This window comes from Microcystis sp. LE19-41.2A (assembly GCF_027530405.1).
GTDB lineage: Bacteria > Cyanobacteriota > Cyanobacteriia > Cyanobacteriales > Microcystaceae > Microcystis > Microcystis aeruginosa.
The window spans coordinates 1-17642 of the sequence record NZ_JAPZQJ010000562.1; the positions used below are offsets into that span (position 1 = coordinate 1).

20 protein-coding genes and 1 tRNA gene are annotated in these 17642 nt (G+C 42.0%); 11 read left to right on the forward strand and 10 right to left on the reverse strand.

Translation table 11 applies throughout. The features are described from left to right. Positions 1-224: 224 nt before the first annotated feature. The 3 genes from tatA to O9290_RS23620 form a co-directional block, all read right to left on the reverse strand. A complete protein-coding gene (tatA, locus tag O9290_RS23610; RefSeq protein WP_002763330.1) occupies positions 225-401 on the reverse strand; it encodes a twin-arginine translocase TatA/TatE family subunit in 177 nt (58 codons plus the stop codon). A gap of 180 nt (positions 402-581) precedes the next feature. Continuing rightward, on the reverse strand, positions 582-2012 hold the full coding sequence (lpdA, locus tag O9290_RS23615) for a dihydrolipoyl dehydrogenase (protein ID WP_288059788.1): 1431 nt from the start codon (positions 2010-2012) through the stop codon (positions 582-584). A gap of 662 nt (positions 2013-2674) precedes the next feature. After that, positions 2675-3406 carry a DUF3782 domain-containing protein gene (locus O9290_RS23620; protein WP_288087606.1) on the reverse strand — a complete coding sequence of 244 codons (732 nt, stop codon included), beginning with the start codon at positions 3404-3406 and terminating at the stop codon, positions 2675-2677. Between the two features lie 354 nt (positions 3407-3760). On the opposite strand from O9290_RS23620, the gene queG reads away from it, so the two are divergent. Together queG and O9290_RS23630 are read left to right on the forward strand one after the other, a co-directional pair. Beyond that, positions 3761-4708: a tRNA epoxyqueuosine(34) reductase QueG gene (queG, locus tag O9290_RS23625; protein ID WP_288057136.1), complete on the forward strand. Its 948-nt coding sequence runs from the start codon at positions 3761-3763 to the stop codon at positions 4706-4708. Then, positions 4698-5336, forward strand: a complete 639-nt coding sequence (locus O9290_RS23630; RefSeq protein ID WP_002763323.1) for an HAD-IA family hydrolase — start codon at positions 4698-4700, stop codon at positions 5334-5336. The genes queG and O9290_RS23630 overlap by 11 nt, the downstream gene beginning before the upstream one ends. Positions 5337-5410: 74 nt before the next feature. Here O9290_RS23630 and O9290_RS23635 read toward each other — a convergent pair. Next, positions 5411-5496, reverse strand: a tRNA-Leu gene (locus O9290_RS23635). Positions 5497-5668: 172 nt separating this feature from the next. Between O9290_RS23635 and ndhL the strand changes: the two genes are divergently transcribed. From ndhL to O9290_RS23675, 8 genes are all read left to right on the forward strand, one after another. After that, positions 5669-5908 (forward strand): NAD(P)H-quinone oxidoreductase subunit L, encoded by a 240-nt coding sequence (gene ndhL, locus O9290_RS23640; RefSeq protein WP_002732218.1) that lies wholly within the window; start codon positions 5669-5671, stop codon positions 5906-5908. A 19-nt stretch (positions 5909-5927) separates the two neighbouring features. Next, positions 5928-6233 carry a DUF3007 family protein gene (locus O9290_RS23645; RefSeq protein WP_002763321.1) on the forward strand — a complete coding sequence of 102 codons (306 nt, stop codon included), beginning with the start codon at positions 5928-5930 and terminating at the stop codon, positions 6231-6233. Positions 6234-6457: 224 nt separating this feature from the next. After that, positions 6458-7240: an ABC transporter ATP-binding protein gene (locus tag O9290_RS23650; RefSeq protein ID WP_288059087.1), complete on the forward strand. Its 783-nt coding sequence runs from the start codon at positions 6458-6460 to the stop codon at positions 7238-7240. Positions 7241-7286: 46 nt separating this feature from the next. After that, positions 7287-8618: an MlaD family protein gene (locus tag O9290_RS23655; RefSeq protein WP_288059089.1), complete on the forward strand. Its 1332-nt coding sequence runs from the start codon at positions 7287-7289 to the stop codon at positions 8616-8618. Positions 8619-8767: 149 nt separating this feature from the next. Continuing rightward, complete coding sequence (gene wecB, locus O9290_RS23660) at positions 8768-9871, forward strand: non-hydrolyzing UDP-N-acetylglucosamine 2-epimerase (RefSeq protein WP_052275801.1); 1104 nt, start codon at positions 8768-8770, stop codon at positions 9869-9871. A 3-nt stretch (positions 9872-9874) separates the two neighbouring features. After that, positions 9875-10360, forward strand: coding sequence for a crossover junction endodeoxyribonuclease RuvC (locus O9290_RS23665; RefSeq protein WP_002763127.1), 486 nt, complete (start codon positions 9875-9877; stop codon positions 10358-10360). A gap of 507 nt (positions 10361-10867) precedes the next feature. Continuing rightward, positions 10868-11095, forward strand: a complete 228-nt coding sequence (locus O9290_RS23670; protein ID WP_002778028.1) for a hypothetical protein — start codon at positions 10868-10870, stop codon at positions 11093-11095. Positions 11096-11310: 215 nt separating this feature from the next. Next, positions 11311-12303, forward strand: a complete 993-nt coding sequence (locus O9290_RS23675; protein WP_288059092.1) for a rhomboid family intramembrane serine protease — start codon at positions 11311-11313, stop codon at positions 12301-12303. A 36-nt stretch (positions 12304-12339) separates the two neighbouring features. Here O9290_RS23675 and O9290_RS23680 read toward each other — a convergent pair whose 3' ends face one another. Genes O9290_RS23680 through O9290_RS23695 form a run of 4 tightly spaced genes read right to left on the reverse strand, consistent with a single transcriptional unit; the run spans position 12340 to position 14154 of the window. Continuing rightward, positions 12340-12702, reverse strand: coding sequence for a DUF5615 family PIN-like protein (locus O9290_RS23680; RefSeq protein WP_194016561.1), 363 nt, complete (start codon positions 12700-12702; stop codon positions 12340-12342). Then, positions 12677-13030 carry a DUF433 domain-containing protein gene (locus tag O9290_RS23685; protein ID WP_287732810.1) on the reverse strand — a complete coding sequence of 118 codons (354 nt, stop codon included), beginning with the start codon at positions 13028-13030 and terminating at the stop codon, positions 12677-12679. The genes O9290_RS23680 and O9290_RS23685 overlap by 26 nt, the downstream gene beginning before the upstream one ends. Before the next feature lie 45 nt (positions 13031-13075). After that, a complete protein-coding gene (locus tag O9290_RS23690; RefSeq protein ID WP_288059094.1) occupies positions 13076-13600 on the reverse strand; it encodes a pentapeptide repeat-containing protein in 525 nt (174 codons plus the stop codon). A 38-nt stretch (positions 13601-13638) separates the two neighbouring features. Continuing rightward, a complete protein-coding gene (locus tag O9290_RS23695) occupies positions 13639-14154 on the reverse strand; it encodes a pentapeptide repeat-containing protein (RefSeq protein ID WP_288059096.1) in 516 nt (171 codons plus the stop codon). A 627-nt stretch (positions 14155-14781) separates the two neighbouring features. Here O9290_RS23695 and O9290_RS23700 point away from each other — a divergent pair. Next, positions 14782-15162, forward strand: a complete 381-nt coding sequence (locus tag O9290_RS23700) for a helix-turn-helix transcriptional regulator (RefSeq protein WP_260324557.1) — start codon at positions 14782-14784, stop codon at positions 15160-15162. Here the strand turns inward: O9290_RS23700 and secF are convergent. Together secF and secD are read right to left on the reverse strand one after the other, a co-directional pair. Further along, on the reverse strand, positions 15159-16091 hold the full coding sequence (gene secF, locus O9290_RS23705; protein WP_002763140.1) for a protein translocase subunit SecF: 933 nt from the start codon (positions 16089-16091) through the stop codon (positions 15159-15161). The two genes, O9290_RS23700 and secF, sit on opposite strands and share 4 nt — an antisense overlap. A gap of 121 nt (positions 16092-16212) precedes the next feature. Then, complete coding sequence (gene secD, locus O9290_RS23710) at positions 16213-17619, reverse strand: protein translocase subunit SecD (RefSeq protein ID WP_288059099.1); 1407 nt, start codon at positions 17617-17619, stop codon at positions 16213-16215. Positions 17620-17642: the final 23 nt, after the last annotated feature.

Consider the following 17642-nt stretch of genomic DNA (forward strand, 5'->3'; position numbering starts at 1 on the left):
GTACAAAAATATGAACAATCGCGTGTAAGCATCTCACAGTTAACCTACTGCGCGGGGGGTTTGGGGGCGGCGCCACGCCCCCAACGGGGGGTTTGGGGGGTAGAACCCCCCAAAAGCTTGGATTGAGTGATAAAACCGAAAGTAACGCCCAATTTTAGGAGAAAGTTTCCCCTTAAAAATCCCAAATTAGTAGATTTACAAAAATGAGATGCACCCGCCGAAATCTATCTCATCTTCTCATCACTGTCTTCAATTTCTTGATCATCTTGATTGATTTCTTCTTTAAATCCCCGTAAAGTTTTCCCCAAAGCTGCCCCAAATTCGGGTATTTTTTTCGGTCCAAATATCAGGAGAACAACCACAGCAATAATTACTATTTCTGGCCAACCTAATCCAAACATAATCTTGAAAGTAAAAAGTAAAAAAAGAGAAAGGAGTCAGAATTCAGGAGTCAGGAGTCGTAAACTTGGAGAATTGCCAGATTCTGTCTTTTGCACGAGTGCCTGTTGCCTCTTGCCTTCAGAAGCTGATAACTGATAACTGATAACTGATAACTGATAACTGATAACTGATAACTGACTCTATGCTGCCACTTCAGCGCGTTTGTAAGCTTCGTCGAGGACTTCTGAGAGAGTCGGATGGGTGTGGATGCGGAAAGCGAGTTCATGGACAGATTTGCGTTCAGCGATCGCATTGGCCGCTTCTTGAATTAAATCCGATGCGTGGATACCGATAATATGAACACCGAGTAATTCGCCCGTATCCTGACGATAAACGACTTTAGCGATGCCTTCCGTTTCTCCTTCCGCTAAAGCTTTGGAATTTCCCTTAAAATAGGTCTTGACAGAAGCAACCTTATACCCTTCTTCCTGTGCCAAAGCTTCTGCTTGCGGTTCCGTTAAACCCACATAACTAATTTCGGGGTGGGTAAAAGCGGCGGCGGGAATACTGCGATAATCGATGGTTTTTGGGCGATTACAGATATTTTCAATGGCTATTACCCCTTGACCCGAAGCAGCGTGAGCTAACATCATTTTACCCGTAGCATCGCCCACAGCCCAGAGATGGGGAATCGGTTCACCGTCCTGAATTACCTGCATTTTGTCATTAACGGCAATAAAACCGCGTTTATCCAGTTCTACACCCACAAATTCCAATCCGAGATTCTTTGTCGCCGGGATTCTTCCTGTAGCGACTAAACAAGCATCTACCTCTAAAATTTCGATCGCTTCTTTGCTTTTTGCGTCCACCAGTTCAATGGCCACAGGATTCCCCGGTTTAATACTTTTTGCCAAAACTCCCACATAAGTCTCGATGTCTCTAGGTTTAATCAAAACTCTTTCCGCGATTTTCGAGATTTCTGGGTCAAATCCTGGCATGAGACTATCTAAAGCTTCGATCATCGTCACTTCACAACCCAAAGCGGTGTATATATCCGAAAATTCTAGACCGATATAACCACTACCGATAATTGCGATCCACTTGGGTAAAGTTTCTAATCTAACGGCCTCATCGCTGGTAAAAACCGTTTTATGATCGATCTCGATCCCCGGTGGGACAAAGGGAACCGACCCCGGACAGAGCATAATATCCTTAGCGGTGTAGATTTTTTCGCCACTATCCCCGATGACGCTAACTTTTTGCGGGCCGGCGATTTTTCCCCAACCGTGGATAGTATCAACCTTGAGACGTTTAAGACTATTAGTGAGATCGCCTCTAATTTTACTGACAAGGTTGTTAGCATGATCGGCAATTGTCGGACGGTCAAAATTAACGCCAGCGATGGCAATACCTAGACTTTTCAGATGGTCACTATCGGCTAATTCGCGCACTCGTCCCGAGGCTGCCAGTAAAGCTTTAGAAGGAATACAACCGCGATTGACACAGGTTCCTCCCATATCTTTGGCTTCGATAATAGCTGTTTTTAGCCCACATTTGACTGCGTGTAGGGCTGCCCCGTGGCCACCAACTCCAGCACCGATAATAATTAAATCGTAGTCGAATTCACTCATAGTCTCTCTGACTCTCAAAGTTAGCATTATCCCATTTTACGATCCACTGCGATCAAGCTGTGCTATCCTGGGCAAAAACTGGAGCCAGTTTTTAGCCATCAGGCTCTTGTGCATTGAAACTGGCTAAGTACCTAAGCAAAATTAATTACACATTTCGATCAAGCTTTTGCCTTTTGCCTCTTGCCTTTTGCCTATCCTAACCAAGAAATTAATTTTGCACGACTACTTATTGGCAATTTTAGGACAAGACGTTACTAGACCTCTGGTAAAAATCAAAAATTGTTGTTGGGATTAGGAGCCGGTCGTCAGTAGTCAGGAGAATTAAGCATGAATAATAATCAATTAAATGGTCTCTTCACAGATTTTAGGCAATTTAATCCTTATTTTTGCCGTTTTTGAATCCTCAAAAATTAATTATGCAAGACGTTACTGAATCAAGATATGAATAAGTAGGTGGGTGTTAAAAATTGTCAGATCCCCCCGCCTATCGGCACCCCCCTTATCAAGGGGGGCAGGGGGGATCAAAGACAAAATCTATCTTCAATTTAATTGAAACCATTTACTTATTAATTCTGCATCGTATCCATAAGTTAGTCTAGTGCTAGATTGGAAAAATTAGACCTCCCGCCAATACTTTGCCGGATGGGGGTATCATCTTTCTCCTACCATAATTTAGGCTCGAAACCAGAATCATTAATAATTTCTACCGTTTCTCCCGATGGTTTAATTACAAATAAACCTTGTTTATAGGCATAACGATCTACTCCTTCATCTATTTCTATTCCTGCCACTGCACCATAAGCTTGATAGTTTTTATAATGGGGAAATGCTTGTTTAAATCGACTTAATTTTTCTAAAAATTCATTGACATCATCTTTCGATAAACGAGACTTACATTCTACTAAAACTACCTCGGTTTCATCGACGGCTAAAATGTCAATCTCCATGGCTATTCCTTGCCGTTTTACCCTGGCACGACTGTAGGTTTCTTTAACATCGATACCTTTGCCACGAAATAGGCTAATAACAGCAGGTTCGACTAATTCCTCGACAAATCTTCCCCAGCGAGTGGTTAAACTATCCACAGCACGACTGGTATTGGCCACTGTTTTCTCTAGCTCGGCTAAACGGCGATCGGCTTCAGCAGCCCGGCGATCGGCTTCGGCAGCCCAGCGATCGGCTTCGTCCTTGGCTTCGGCGGCCCGGCGATCGGCTTCGGCCTTGGCTTCGGCGGCCCGGCGATCGTATTCAGCGGCCCGGCGATCAGCTTCGGCCTTAGCTTCGTCCTTGGCTTCAGCAGCCCGGCGATCGTATTCTTGGCGTGATTGTTCAAACTTTTCGTTAGTTTTCTCAAAAAGTTTATAGATATCTTCGATGGTAATCGGTTGAGACATGGTTATTTGTTTTAATCTTTCTTATTTTACTTCTTACTATAATTGTACTAGCAAAGTGCAAGTCATTTTAGGGACGGGTGTGAATTGAGCAAGTCAATGGTTATACTAAATCCGTTGAGTAACGCACAGAAAACGGGTTTCTCGGAGAAACCCGTTTTCTACTCATGCACTCATGCAAAACGGAGAATAAATAATCAGTTTTTAATAACTGGATTTAGTATGAGGACGATATAGCGGGGACGGGAACCACAGTTTCTTCGTTGATCATGGTTTCTAACTGTTCAGCCTGGGATTTGGCTCAATAAATTGATCATTGCAAATAATTGTTACAAATACTTGACTTAAGATATTTCTATGGTGACAGAAACACAAATCAAAGAAAAAGCGCTAGAGTTAGGTTTCCATGGGGTCGGTATTGCTTCTGTGGATAGTCAAGACTCGGCGGTATCCCATCTAAAAAGCTGGTTAGAGCGGGGTTATCACGCTGATATGGATTGGATGACTAACCCGAAACGACAGGATATCAAAACTCTTTGGCCACAAGTGCGATCGCTAATATGTCTTGCCCTTAACTACTACACCCCCCAGCAACACAGTCCAGAACAAAACCATGGCAAAATTTCCCGTTATGCTTGGGGACGGGATTATCACAAAGTATTAAGTAAAAAATTAAAAGCCCTCAGTCAATGGTTAGAAAGTCAGGGGGAGCAAATTCAAACCCGTTACTATGTGGATACAGGACCGGTACAGGATAAAGTTTGGGCGCAAAGAGCAGGGATCGGCTGGATTGCCAAGAATGGTAACTTAATTACCCGCAATTACGGTAGTTGGGTCTTTTTAGGGGAAATATTAACTAATTTACCTTTAGAACCCGATCGACCCCATAGCGCCCATTGTGGCACCTGTAGCCGTTGTTTAAGCGCTTGTCCCACCCAAGCAATAGTTAGTCCCTCTGTGGTGGATGCTAATCGCTGTATTGCATACCATACCATCGAAAATCGTGCTGTAACTTTGCCTACAGAAATTGCCGAGAATTTACAAGGTTGGGTAGCTGGCTGCGATATCTGTCAAGATGTCTGTCCTTGGAATCAACGTTTTGCCCAAGTTACCGACGTGGAGGATTTTCAACCTCGTCCCGAAAACCTCTCGCCAAGGTTGGAGGAATTAGCTAATCTAACTATAGAGGAGTGGGATCGTCGTTTCATCTCGTCAGCCCTGCGTCGAATTAAACCCCAGCAGTGGCGACGTAATGCCCAAGCTAATTTAGCCCATTCCCCTCACCCCGCACAAGATGACAATTAAAGTAGTCGTGTTCGATTTTGATGGTACTATCGCCGATACCCACGATACTTTCGTGGAGATTGTCAATCGTTTGGCTAAAAATTTTGGTTATCAACCCATCAACGAGGAAGATTTGGCCAGACTAAAAAACCTTAGTTCCCAAGAAATTATTAAACAATCCCAAGTTTCCCCCGTTAAAATCCCTTTTTTACTCTATCGAGTTAAACGGGAATTAAATAAACAAATTGAATGTCTGAAACCTTTCCATGGCTGGCATCACTGCCTAGCCACTCTTAAAGAAAGAGGCTATAGATTAGGAATAATAACTTCTAATACCAAGGAAAACGTCACCATATTTTTAGCAAATAATCAACTCTTAAATTTATTTGATTTTATCTATTCGGGAACGCCTTTATTCGGCAAACACAAAATTATCGATCGCCTGATCCGACAAAATAAATTCTGTCCCGATGAAATGATTTATGTCGGCGATGAAACCAGAGATATTACTGCTGCCCAAAAAAGTCAAGTGCAGGTGGTGGCAGTCGCTTGGGGCTTTAATTCCCCTCAAATTCTCTCCCAATTTAACCCTGATCATCTCATTGATCATCCCCTAGAATTATTGGATATTTTAGATAGGGCTGGCTGAAAAAGTTTTTACTAGGAGCATGGACATTTGTACTAGAATATCCAACACTCAGTTTAAATATAGACTTCGATCGATGGGGGCAGAGAGACTCGAACTCTCACGAGCTTATAAGGCTCAACGGATTTTAAGTCCGTAGCGTCTACCATTCCGCCACGCCCCCGTTATTTAACCGACAATTTTTTATCATATCACAAATAATTTAATTGGCAAGAGTATTTTCAGCAAATTATTTTAGTCCGCCAATTCGATCGCCGCAAAGGGGGAAAGACAGGGTAAAATAATCAGCAGGTGGATTGCAGTTCACCGACAGCCATTGATAAAAATCAATCCTTATGCAATCAATTCTGACGCAAGAAACCATTATCATCGCCCTGATCTACCTATCTCTCAGTGTCTTGTATTTGCTCGTCATTCCCGCCGTTATCTACTACTACCTCAATACGCGCTGGTATGTGGCTTCTTCTTGGGAAAGAGGGTTTATGTACTTTCTGATGAGCTTTTTCTTCCCTGGGATGCTGTTGTTAAGTCCTTTCCTTAACTTCCGTCCCCAACGTCGTACCCTAAAAGCTTAAGTTATCACCAAAAAAACCCATGAGACGCATTGATGTCATCGGGATCGGTATAGGGATGTTTGCTATGGGCGGCATCCTCTACATTATCCTACAAAAAACCGGTTTAGATAGTGCTTCGGCGGGAATTTGGAGTCAAGCGGTGTTGGTGGGTGGTGTCATCGGTTGGATTTTTACCTATCTGTTTCGAGTTGCCACCGATAATATGACCTACGGCAAACAGCGCAAGGATTACGAAGATGCCGTCTTTAAAAAACGCCTGGAAGCGATGACTCCCGAAGAAATCGCCCAAATGCAGCGGGAGATTGAAGAAGAAAAAACTAAATAGGGCTGGCTGAATAAATCTAAAAACCTTGCTGGATAACACTTTTAGACTTTTTGTCAATCAAAAAGTACCAGATATGGGAGTGATCAGGGGGAAATTCAGGGACTTTTTCCCTGAAAATTAGGTAATTGACCCCCTCAAAATCGGTAAAACCCCACACCCCACACCCCACACCCTACACCCTGCCCCTAGGAAAAACTTTTTCAGCAAACCCTAATTAAGCGACGATGAAAGAACCGTTAATTGAATTGAGAGGAGTATCGAAAAGATTCGGGGATAATGTTATTCTCGAAGGTTTAGATTTAACCATTTATCGAGGGGAGGCCCTGGTAATTATCGGGCCGTCGGGAACGGGAAAATCAACGGTTTTACGGTTAATTGCGGGATTAACGGGGATAAATGCTGGAGAAATTCGTATTAAAGGTCAATTGCGTCAGGGATTGCTAGAAGATGGTCGAGAAGCGATGCGAACTTCCTTAGTTTTTCAACAAACGGCCCTGTTTGATTCTCTCACCGTCGGGGAAAATGTCGGTTTTTATCTTTATGAACAAACTAATTTAAAAAAAGCCATAATTAGGGAATTAGTGGAAAAAAGCTTGGAAATGGTCGGTTTACAGGGAATTAGTAACCTTTATCCTTCGGAACTATCGGGGGGAATGCGTAAACGGGTGGCTTTTGCCCGCGCTATTATCACTAATCCCGATAATCCCGCCGATAATCCTGAATTACTGCTGTATGATGAACCTACCGCCGGATTAGACCCGATAGCTTCCACAATTATCGAGGATCTAGTGCGGACTCTCCATGAAAAATCGGGGTCTGCGAACACTTATGTGATGGTTTCTCACCAACAAAGCACCATCCGACGCACCGCCGATCGAGTAGTATTTCTCTATCAGGGAAAAGTGCAATGGCAGGGATTAGTGGCAGATATCGATCGTACCGATCATCCCATGATCCGGCAATTTTTTAGCGCCAGCATTGAAGGCCCGATTAGGACAATCGTTTAAGCTAGATTAAGCTAAATTAAGAACTATCGAGAATGAGAGAAAAATCATGCAGAGTTCGCGAGCTTTACGGGAAGGAAGACTAGGTTTGTTTGCTCTAGGCGGATTATTAGTCTTTGGGGCGCTCGCTATCTGGGTTCGCGGGGGAGGATTTGGTCAGAAAACCTATCAATTAATCTTCGAGTTTGCCGACGTGGAAGGGTTACAAGTCGGGGCGCCGGTGCGTTTTCGCGGGGTGAGAGTGGGAAGAATTACGAGTTTTATCCCGGGGAGTAATCAAGTGGAAGTTATTGCCGAAATCGCTTCTGCTACTTTAGTTATGCCTAGGAAGGTAACTGTTACTACCAATCTTTCCGGATTAATTGGAGAGGCAGCCATCGATATCACTCCCTTAGTTTCTTTAAGTGCTGAGGCTAAAAATCTCGACCCTCTGAGTCCCGACTGTGATCAACAGTTAATTCTCTGTAATAATACTCGTTTACAGGGGACAACAGGAACACAATTAATGTCTAGTGTTGGTCGTTTAGTGGATACTTTTACCAGTCCTGAATTTGTGGGTAATCTCAATGATGTCACCAAAAATACCGCTATAGCAGCTCAAAAAATCGCCCGTTTATCCGATGATACCTCCCAGACTATCCGTAATGCCCAAAGAGAAATATCTCGTCTATCTTTGGAATTAGCTACCACCAGTCGCTCGGTGACTAATACAGCTAATAATGCCTCCCGTTTTGTCAATACTTTAGATAATACCGTTCAGGAAAATCGCAGTCAAATCAGCAGAACTTTTCAACAATCTTCCCAATTAGTCGCTAATCTTAATGCTGTTCTCAGCGAAAATCGGGGACAAATTGTTAATACTCTCGATAATATTAATCAAGCTAGTTTAGGTATTGGTAGTCTCGCTAATAATCTCAATAATACCGCCATGAGGTTGAATGCAGGTTTAGATGAAATTGATACTAAACAAGTCATGCAAAATATCGAGACTATTTTGAATAATGCGGTGGAAACATCGAATAATTTACGAGAAATTACTAAAACTATTAACGATCCTGCTACAATTGTCGTACTGCAAAAAACTCTCGAATCCGCTAGGGTGACTTTTGAAAATACTCAAAAAATCACCTCCGATATCGATGAGTTAATCGGTGATCCCCAATTTCGCGAGAATTTAAGACGTTTAATCGATGGCTTAAGTAATCTGCTTTCTTCCGGGGAACAATTAGAATATAATTTGCGTATCGCTCAAACTTTAGATACCATGACTCAAGAGTTAGCTAAACAAAAAGTTTTGACCATCTCTCGACCTTTAAATCCTAAGCAAATGCAACTCTATCCCCAATTTATCGTTCAACAACCACCCACGAGTGAAAAATGACAAAACAGCACAATTCAAGCGATTTTCAGTGATCAGTAAACAGTAATCAGTGAACTGATAACTAATAACTGATAGCTGATAACTGATAACTGAAAACTCACATCTGATAACTAATAAATGATAAATGATAACTGATAACTGATAATAATATGTTGAAATCAATTTGTATTACTCTTGGAACTCGTCCTGAAGCGATTAAATTAGCTCCCGTTATTCGTGCTTTTCAAGAATCGGAACAGTTTCAAACCCATGTAATTCTGACGGGACAGCATAAAGAAATGGTAGCGCAGGTGATGGAATTATTTGCTTTAAAAGCAGATGAAAATCTCGATATTATGCAAACTCGTCAAACGTTAACTGATATTACTTGCCGCAGTTTACGGGGTTTAGAAACGGTTTTTGAGCGCATAAAACCAGATTTAATTATTGTGCAAGGTGATACTACCACGGCTTTTGCTGCTGCTTTAGCGGCTTTTTATCAACAAATTCCTATCGCCCATGTAGAAGCAGGATTAAGAACTAATGATATCTATAATCCCTATCCCGAAGAAGCTAATCGTCGCCTAATTTCTCAACTGACTACCCTACATTTTGCTCCCACTACTTTAGCCGTGGAAAATTTACAAAAATCTGGGGTGACAGGAAATATTCACCACACCGGCAATACGGTTATTGATGCTTTATTAACCGTAGCCAAAACCGCGCCAGAATGTCAAATTGCGGGCTTAAATTGGTCAGATTATCGGGTTTTATTAGCTACGGTTCACCGCCGGGAAAATTGGGGCGAACCCTTACAGGATATTATCAAAGGATTCACTTTGTTATTAGAAAAATATGCCGATACAGCCCTATTATTACCCCTGCATCGCAATCCCACCGTCCGAGAACCAATTCAGTCCGCTTTGGGCAATCATCCCAGGGTATTTTTAACTGAACCTCTCGATTATGCCGAGTTAGTGGGGGCGATTCAACGCTGTTATTTATTATTAACTGATTCTGGGGGCATTCAAGAAGAAGCCCCTAGTTTAGGAAAACCAGTTTTAGTATTGCGAGAAACCACAGAAAGACCGGAAGCAGTGCAAGCGGGAACAGCGAAATTAATTGGGACTAATCCGGAGCAAATTTTAGCAGAAGCGGGAGAATTATTAGGGGATAAAATCGCCTATGATCGTATGGCTAATGCAATTAATCCTTTTGGAGATGGACAAGCATCCCAAAGAATCCTCCAAATCGTCCAAGATTTTTTGGCTTAATCTATGACTACTTGGTTGGGTATCGACCCCGGATTAGCGATTGTCGGTTGGGCCATTCTCCGGGATAATAGTGAGTTAATGCCGATTTTAGTCGATTACGGCACGATCGAAACTTCTAAAAATCTTTCTACTGCCCAGCGTTTGATCGAAATTGAACGGGATTTAAAGGAGTTAATCGCAGAATATAAACCGGGGGAAATTGCCGTGGAAATGCCCTTTTTTAACCGGCAAATCAAGGCAGCCGGTGGAGTCCTGCAAGCATTGGGAATTATCAATCTGGTTAGCTGTCGCGATGGAGGAATTGAACCGATTTTCCTCCATCAAGCTAGTTGGAAATGTCATCTGGGCCATGGTAGGGCCACTAAAGCGGAGGTGGCCGAACAAATTAAGTATTTATTCGGATTGACAAAAATGCCCATTAATGATGCTGTAGATGCTATAGCGATCGCATACGCTGCTTTCAGTGGCGTTCGCAATCAAATCTCTTGAAGCAATTTGACGAAATTGGCGCAAAAATTTAGCTGACAACTAAAAGCCATCTTTAAGCTTGCACTATCTTAGTTCGATGGGACGGTTGAAGATAATAAGGCCTTCAAATATCTTTGATTAGCGTTGGGTTTCCTTCCTCAACCCAACCTACCATATCAGCGATCGCACCAAAGGGTTTAAGTGTGGAATTGTGATAATTGTCATCGTCAATGCTAATAAAAATATGGTATAGTTCTTAAACGATTATAAGTTTAAAATAATGAAAATAAATGAAAATAAAAGTTTCCCAAAAAAAGGGATCATCAAACGAAGTTAACCCTCAGTTAAAGCATATTGCCTATTCGATGGACGCACTGATTCCAGGCTTTTATATTTGGTTGGGTTCTTTTTGTTGGCGATTGGGGGGTAGTGATGCAGAAGAAAGTTATCCAGGAACAATACATAGTTTTGCGGGTATCAGCTTAGTTTTACCCGGTTATCAAATTTTTACAACCTATAAAGGGAGTTATGACCCTCGATAAGCATCAAATTGATGGTCTTTCTCCCATTTCATCTAAAACAATGCCAGCAGAAGTTTTTGAACAATTGATGTTCAATGCTGGTTATGCCGTTGTTGGGTCTGCTCCAGCCAAGGGAAATAGAATTAAAGTCTGGTGGAATCATTCTAGTTTTCGTCGTGTTGAAGCAATTTATGGTGACGATAGAAGTCTGGTTATTACGGCTTATCATCCATGAATCATGAGCTTTCTGTTACGAAAATATATTTATTGTTTACCCACAACGGGCCCAACCTACAAGATCAGCGATCGCACTGTAGGTTAAGGGGTTATTATCGGCATCGGTGGCGGTAATTGTGCCTACAGGAGTATTGATGGTGCAAGTTAATGTTGTCTGGCTCAGTGTCTGAACTATAATGGAGACTGACTAGAGTTTTCTACCTCAAAAAGTATATGGCAAGAAGAACTAATCATCTCATGACTGGTCACTTAAAGACAAAAATGACGATTGTAGGTGTTTTTGTCGCTATTTTCTGGATTGTAGAAATTTTAGACCAATTTGTTTTTGATCATCAATTAAATCAATATGAGATTATTTCTTCTTCTTTGCCTTTTGGGTTAAGAGGGATTTTATTCGCCCCGTTTCTACATGGTAGTTTTAAAGATCTTATTGTCGGTACTATAGGGTTTGTGATTTTAGGCTTGTCAGTCATGTCCTATAAAATTCGTCATTTTTGGATTGTTACTATCATCACTATGATTGTTGGAGGATTGGGGATTTGGAGGTTTAACCCGTATGACCCGCATCCGATTGGGGCGAGCATCCTAATTTTTGGTTATCTGGCATTTTTACTATTTCGTAGCCTCGCTGGCGCCGAAGCCGACAGTACTGGACAGGAACTGAGACCCTCAGCATTCCTTCAACCTGTAGATGAGCGTAACTTACTGGATAATTTTATGATGCACTCATTAACGCTCATATTTGCCCTCCCAGGTTATGTTTTATACGGGTTATCTACGATAGGCATTCATAACCTATTTGGGGTGCCTGCTCATATTGCATCTGGTTTTTTTGCTGGCACTTTAGCGGCTGATTTCATTTGTCAAGACAAAGGAAGAGCCATGAGGTGGAAATTGTTTTGGATAAGTTTCCCAATAGTTTTCCTTTTAGCCCTTTTAAAAATGTTTGCAGAGTGGTTTGTAGATAATTGGGACGAAATAAAAATAATCATGGCAATCGTGGGATTTGGTGCGTTGCTAATATCCAGCATGGTAGGAGGATCTTCAAGCACATCAGGGGAACAGAAAGATACAATTCCTCAAACGGGTCACGCAGAGGCGCGTCATCGTGATCGTGTAGAAGCAGAAGAACGATATCGCCAGTGGAAAGAACAAGAACAGCGCGATTGGGAAGAACAACAACGGCAAAATAATGAAGATCGTTGATGGTGATAAATTATATTATGCTTAAGTCAAACAGATTCAAGGTAAAGGAAGATAATCAATTCGGTCTTGATACTCATTATCAAATGAAGCTTCAGCCGCCAGAATTAACTCATCTATATTTTCCCCAATACTCAAATTAGGATTCAGAATAAAAATACCTGGAATATGACGATGATTTTGTAGATGATCTGCTAAATGTACGGGCATAGAAGTCCGATTATTTGTTACCAGAATAAAATTATTTTCTTCACACCAGCAGAGAATTTCAGGATCTAATGTTCCTTTATCTGGTGTAACAGGTTCTCCAATCACTCTAATAACTAAATCAGGTTTGAGTCTTCTTAGTTGAGTCGCATAGAGAGGATCAACATTTTCATCTAAGAGATATTTCAGACTCATTTGCTTGTTTGATTGCTTTTCTTTGTTCCCTTAACTTTCTCAATTTTTCTGCAACAGGAGGAGGATTTTGTTTTTGTATTTCTCTCATTCTTTCTCCATGTTCAATCCATGCAGTTAAATAATTCGTTATCTTTTCTTTGTCGTGCAAATAGTACAAAATAGTCGCATAAACTTGTTCTAAGCTCAAAGATGAGTAAGTTTTAGCAATTTCTTCAGGTGTTTTGGCATGATAAATATAGTCATAGAGAATGGTTTCAATACCAATTCTTGTTCCTTTTAACCGAATGTCATTAGGGGTTAGAAAGTTAAAATAGTCTTCGAGTTGCATCATGGAATTGACTCAAGCTGTACTGAATCTAAAAAATAAGCTTGCCTAATTTCTTGTACACCATGCTGTACTGGTACTTCCATCTGGTGCAGTGTAATCGGAACCGTAACCATCACTACATTGTGCGCCAGTAAAATTAGTATCTGTAACATCTGCACCTGTAAAATTAGCCCTTCTTATATTAGCATTTATCAAACTTGCTCCTCTTAAATTAACATCCATTAATTGTGAATACTGAAGATCGGCACTGTTAAGTTTTGCATTAGATAAATTTGCCCCAATTAACTTAGCCCCCGTTGGATAACCTGATAGATCAGATCCAGTCAAAATTGCATTATTTAGGTTGGCTTTTGTCAAATCAGAACGACTTAGATTAGAACCACTTAAATCGGCACCTTGTAAATTCGCTTGTCTTAAATTTAAACCGCTTAAATCAGCCCCACTAAGATCGCATCCTGGACATTGTTTAGTTTGCTTAAGTTTTTTAACATGATCGGGGTTTTCAGCACGAAGCGGAGGAGCTATACTCAAGACTAACACTGTAAGAATTGCTAGTTTATGTAACTTCATTGCAGTATTTTCGTAGCTTATCAAGAACAAGTTTACAGTCATTTACATAAGGCAAAAGTTTTAGCTCCATCTGGTGTGATGTAAGCCTCAGCATTGCCAACACCAGTAATACAGCTAACTCCATTAAAGTTAGTATTAGTTATATCTGAACCTGTAAAATTAGCACCAGCTATCACAGCATTTATCAAACTTGCTCCTTTTAGATTTGCATCTGCAAAATTCACATTACCTACATAAGCACTATTTAATCTTGCATTAGTCAAATTAGCACCAATCAATTTTGACGCATATAGACCAGCTCCAGTTAAAATCGCATTACTTAAATTTGCTTTTGTCAAATCAGAACGACTTAGATTAGAACCACTTAAATCGGCACCTTGTAAATTCGCTTGTCTTAAATTTAAACCGCTTAAATCAGCCCCACTAAGATCGCACCCTGGACATTGTTTAGTTTGCTTAAGTTTCTTGACATGATCGGGGTTTTCAGCACGGCTAGGACTAGCTAAACTAACACAAGATAGGACGGCAATTGAAAAAAGGAGAGCGAATTTCATAACTGTTCCACCTCAATTAACTTGAAAACGGGATAACCAACGGACTATCGTAACACAGAATTTTCCTAAAATATTCAAGATAATAGCAAAATTTTATGATTCCCTGCTACCACCCAAATCTCATTCCCTGCTTGAGCTGCTGCACTAGAGCGCGACAGCATGACTTGAAAGAAGCTGACCGACGGGGTGACGGCCACCCACAACCACCCGGCTCTCTTGGACTGGGGATGAGAGCCCATCGGCATTTCCTTGTCCGAGTCCCGTCTCGTCGGCCCCCACTATCGGCGCGGCTTGGATGTAGGCTTCGGCTTCCGCCACAGAGGGCTGATAGTGCCTCACTTCCTTCCTTTCTCAGACGATTGACTGTCCCCAGAGACATCTTCACCCCAAATAAGTCGGACATCGTACAAACCACCATCCGATGGGAATGACGGTACATTCCACTCAAGACTGAGACGATGGATACCGCTCTCTCGGAGTAGCCGCTCTCTTCTACATCTTTGGGGAGGAGGGATCGGGTTTTTTCGCCGCAGTAACGCACCAAATCCCCAAAATGGCTACCAGATATTATAAGGCGATCGCCGCTTCGATTGACACAAGCAAAAACTTCAACAGATATAATGGGGCTTGACAGGTGGTATCAGTTATCAAAGCACGGCTCAAGGGATTGAAGGAGGAACTCTCATGAGTGAAGAACAATTTGAACTGGTACAAGGTAGCGGTAATGTGTACCGCGATTTTGGCGATGTAGATGCGGACGTGCGACAAGCGAAAGCACTGCTTGCTGCTGAAATTATCAAGGTTCTGGAGAAGGAAGACTTATCAACCCGCGATGCTCAAGTGCGAACTGGAATTAATCACAGTGAATTTGTCCAGATTCGCCGTGCTAATTTGGGACGCTTTACTATTGACCGTTTGATCTCAATTTTGGGTCGTCTCAATCAACAGGTTGAAATTACTATTACGACCCATCCAAGAACCACTGATTCTTCACCAATGGCATCCTAACTGTAATTGAGTGTGGGTCGATGGGAACGACCGCGCCACCAAGCTAGTAGGGTACTAGCGATAAAAATACTCGAATAGGCCCCGGCTACGAAACCAATAATTAAAGCTAGGGCAAAATATTTTAAGGTCGTGCCACCAAAGAGAAAAATCGCCACCAGAGGCAATAAAGTGGTCAGGGTGGTATTAATCGAACGAGTTAGGGTTTGACTCACCGCGTTATCGACAATTTCATCCACGGATAATTCGGGGGTATTGACAAAATTTTCCCGCACGCGATCATAAATTACCACTGTGTCATTAACAGAAAAGCCCACAATTGTCAAGAGGGAAACCAAAAATAAACTATCCACTTCTACCCCCGCAATTAAGCCTAAAACCGCAAAGACCCCTAAAGTGATCAAAACGTCGTGCAGCAGGGCGACAATGGCGAAAAAAGCGTAATCCCGTTGAAAACGGAAGCTTAGATAGACAGCAATGCCAAAAAATGACACTAATAAAGCTAAAAATCCCGACCTAAATAATTCTTGACCGATGGTGGGACCGACTGTATCGATTTGACTGGTTTCGGGGTCAAAGGCGCCGATTTTCTGGTTTAAGGTGTCGAGTAATTTTGTTCTCTGTTCTTCTGCGAGGGTTTTCGTCCGCACCGATAAAGTATATTTATCCAACACCTGCACACTACTGTTACCCAATCCCTCCTCGTCTAAAATTGCTTGCACTTCGGCAGTAGTTAAGGGTTTCTCACAGTTATTCTTTTTGGCACAGGCTAATTCTATCTGAATTCTCGTACCACCAACAAAATCTAAACTCGGTCGCAAAGGCGCTTGAATAGTGAACCAAGAAATTACCATGGCCAAAATACTACCAATCGTCAGCAGGGCCGAGACTGTCCACCAAAAATTACGCTGTTTTGTAACGTTAAATGCCATATTGATTAAGTAAAAAGTAAAAAGGAAAAAGGAATTTGGGGAGTAGGGAGTGGCAATCGGTGGGTTACGGCGAATATGAAATTATTGGTTAACAGCATAACTTGTCGTCGCCTAACCCACCCTACTGATTTACCGGTAAATTGGGGCAGAAAAGTTGGGGTTTTTGGCGAATGCTAGGGACGTTTAACACGGTGATTAACAGGAGAGTGCGACTACAGGTTAAAGCGGTAAACATACTCACAGCTACCCCAATGGCTAAAGTTAAAGCAAAACCTTTGACTAATCCTGAACCCAACCAAAATAAGGCAGCACAGGCGATTAAAGTAGTGACATTACTATCAAGAATACTGGAAAAAGCCCGATAAAATCCCGACTCTACTGCCCGAAATAGGGATTTTCCGGCCCTTAATTCCTCCCGGGTACGCTCAAAAATTAGTACATTTGCATCGACTGCCATGCCGATACTGAGGATAAATCCAGCAATACCGGGTAACGTCATGGTGACTCCCACTAGGGCAAAAGCCCCCAGAGAAAGAATAGTATAGATAATCAGGGAAACATCGGCAATAATACCGGGTAAACGGTAATAAACCGCCATGAAGATTAAAACTAACAGTAAACCCACTAAACCAGCGTAGATACTGCGACGGATACTATCCTGGCCTAAAGTTGCCCCGACGGTGCGAATTTCTTCCACTTTAACGGGGAAAGGTAGAGAACCACCGCGCAATTGAATCGCTAGATCGTTGGCAGTTTCGGCGGTAAAATTACCAGTAATCACGGCCCGGCCTCCTGTAATTCCCGTTTGGGCAAACTGCACATCAACCACAGGGGCGCTAATTAATTCATTATCGAGGAAAATCCCAATACTGCGACCAGTACCTGCGATCGCTTTAGTCAGTTCGGCAAATTTATTGCCCCCTTCCGAATCGAAAGTAATGGCCACTTCCCAGTTAGTGCCTTGGGTGGAACTAATAGTGGCATTTTGCAGATTTTTTCCAGTTAAGTCCACCGATTCAAATAAATTTAAAATCGCCTCTTTAGATTTTTGCAGAGATTGTTCTAGTTCGGCAATTTTAGCGGCATTTTCGGGTTTATTCTCGGCTTTGAGGGCGGCTAATTCCGCTTTTTTTTGTTGAAAAATTGAATATTCAGCCCGGAATTCTCCTTCTGTACCTTGTTTTTGCTGACGAAATTCTAATTGGGCCTGAACATTTAGGTTTCTCTCAGCTTCTTTGGGATTTGTGACCCCGGGTAGTTGCACAATTACCTGATTTTTACTGTCCACAGTCTGCACTAATGATTCAGAAACACCCAGGGCATTAACGCGGTTTTCAATCACATTTTGTACCGCTTTTAAATCATTAGGTTGAATGGTTTTGACGGTTTCAGTGGGTTTAACCTGAATGGTTAATTGACTACCACCGCGCAGGTCTAAACCTAATTGTAGGGGTAACTTAATCAGGATGACGATCGAGGCAATAACCAGACCGATGATCAGTAACAATAACCAATTTTGTCTCTGCATAACTTCAGTATCAAAAGGAGAAT

Coding starts and splice junctions, on each gene's coding strand:
- tatA (WP_002763330.1), bottom strand. CDS start 401: ATGTTTGGATTAGGTTGGCCAGAAATAGTAATTATTGCTGTGGTTGTT.
- lpdA (WP_288059788.1), bottom strand. CDS start 2,012: ATGAGTGAATTCGACTACGATTTAATTATTATCGGTGCTGGAGTTGGT.
- O9290_RS23620 (WP_288087606.1), bottom strand. CDS start 3,406: ATGTCTCAACCGATTACCATCGAAGATATCTATAAACTTTTTGAGAAA.
- queG (WP_288057136.1), top strand. CDS start 3,761: ATGGTGACAGAAACACAAATCAAAGAAAAAGCGCTAGAGTTAGGTTTC.
- O9290_RS23630 (WP_002763323.1), top strand. CDS start 4,698: ATGACAATTAAAGTAGTCGTGTTCGATTTTGATGGTACTATCGCCGAT.
- ndhL (WP_002732218.1), top strand. CDS start 5,669: ATGCAATCAATTCTGACGCAAGAAACCATTATCATCGCCCTGATCTAC.
- O9290_RS23645 (WP_002763321.1), top strand. CDS start 5,928: ATGAGACGCATTGATGTCATCGGGATCGGTATAGGGATGTTTGCTATG.
- O9290_RS23650 (WP_288059087.1), top strand. CDS start 6,458: ATGAAAGAACCGTTAATTGAATTGAGAGGAGTATCGAAAAGATTCGGG.
- O9290_RS23655 (WP_288059089.1), top strand. CDS start 7,287: ATGCAGAGTTCGCGAGCTTTACGGGAAGGAAGACTAGGTTTGTTTGCT.
- wecB (WP_052275801.1), top strand. CDS start 8,768: ATGTTGAAATCAATTTGTATTACTCTTGGAACTCGTCCTGAAGCGATT.
- O9290_RS23665 (WP_002763127.1), top strand. CDS start 9,875: ATGACTACTTGGTTGGGTATCGACCCCGGATTAGCGATTGTCGGTTGG.
- O9290_RS23670 (WP_002778028.1), top strand. CDS start 10,868: ATGACCCTCGATAAGCATCAAATTGATGGTCTTTCTCCCATTTCATCT.
- O9290_RS23675 (WP_288059092.1), top strand. CDS start 11,311: ATGGCAAGAAGAACTAATCATCTCATGACTGGTCACTTAAAGACAAAA.
- O9290_RS23680 (WP_194016561.1), bottom strand. CDS start 12,702: ATGAGTCTGAAATATCTCTTAGATGAAAATGTTGATCCTCTCTATGCG.
- O9290_RS23685 (WP_287732810.1), bottom strand. CDS start 13,030: ATGCAACTCGAAGACTATTTTAACTTTCTAACCCCTAATGACATTCGG.
- O9290_RS23690 (WP_288059094.1), bottom strand. CDS start 13,600: ATGAAGTTACATAAACTAGCAATTCTTACAGTGTTAGTCTTGAGTATA.
- O9290_RS23695 (WP_288059096.1), bottom strand. CDS start 14,154: ATGAAATTCGCTCTCCTTTTTTCAATTGCCGTCCTATCTTGTGTTAGT.
- secF (WP_002763140.1), bottom strand. CDS start 16,091: ATGGCATTTAACGTTACAAAACAGCGTAATTTTTGGTGGACAGTCTCG.
- secD (WP_288059099.1), bottom strand. CDS start 17,619: ATGCAGAGACAAAATTGGTTATTGTTACTGATCATCGGTCTGGTTATT.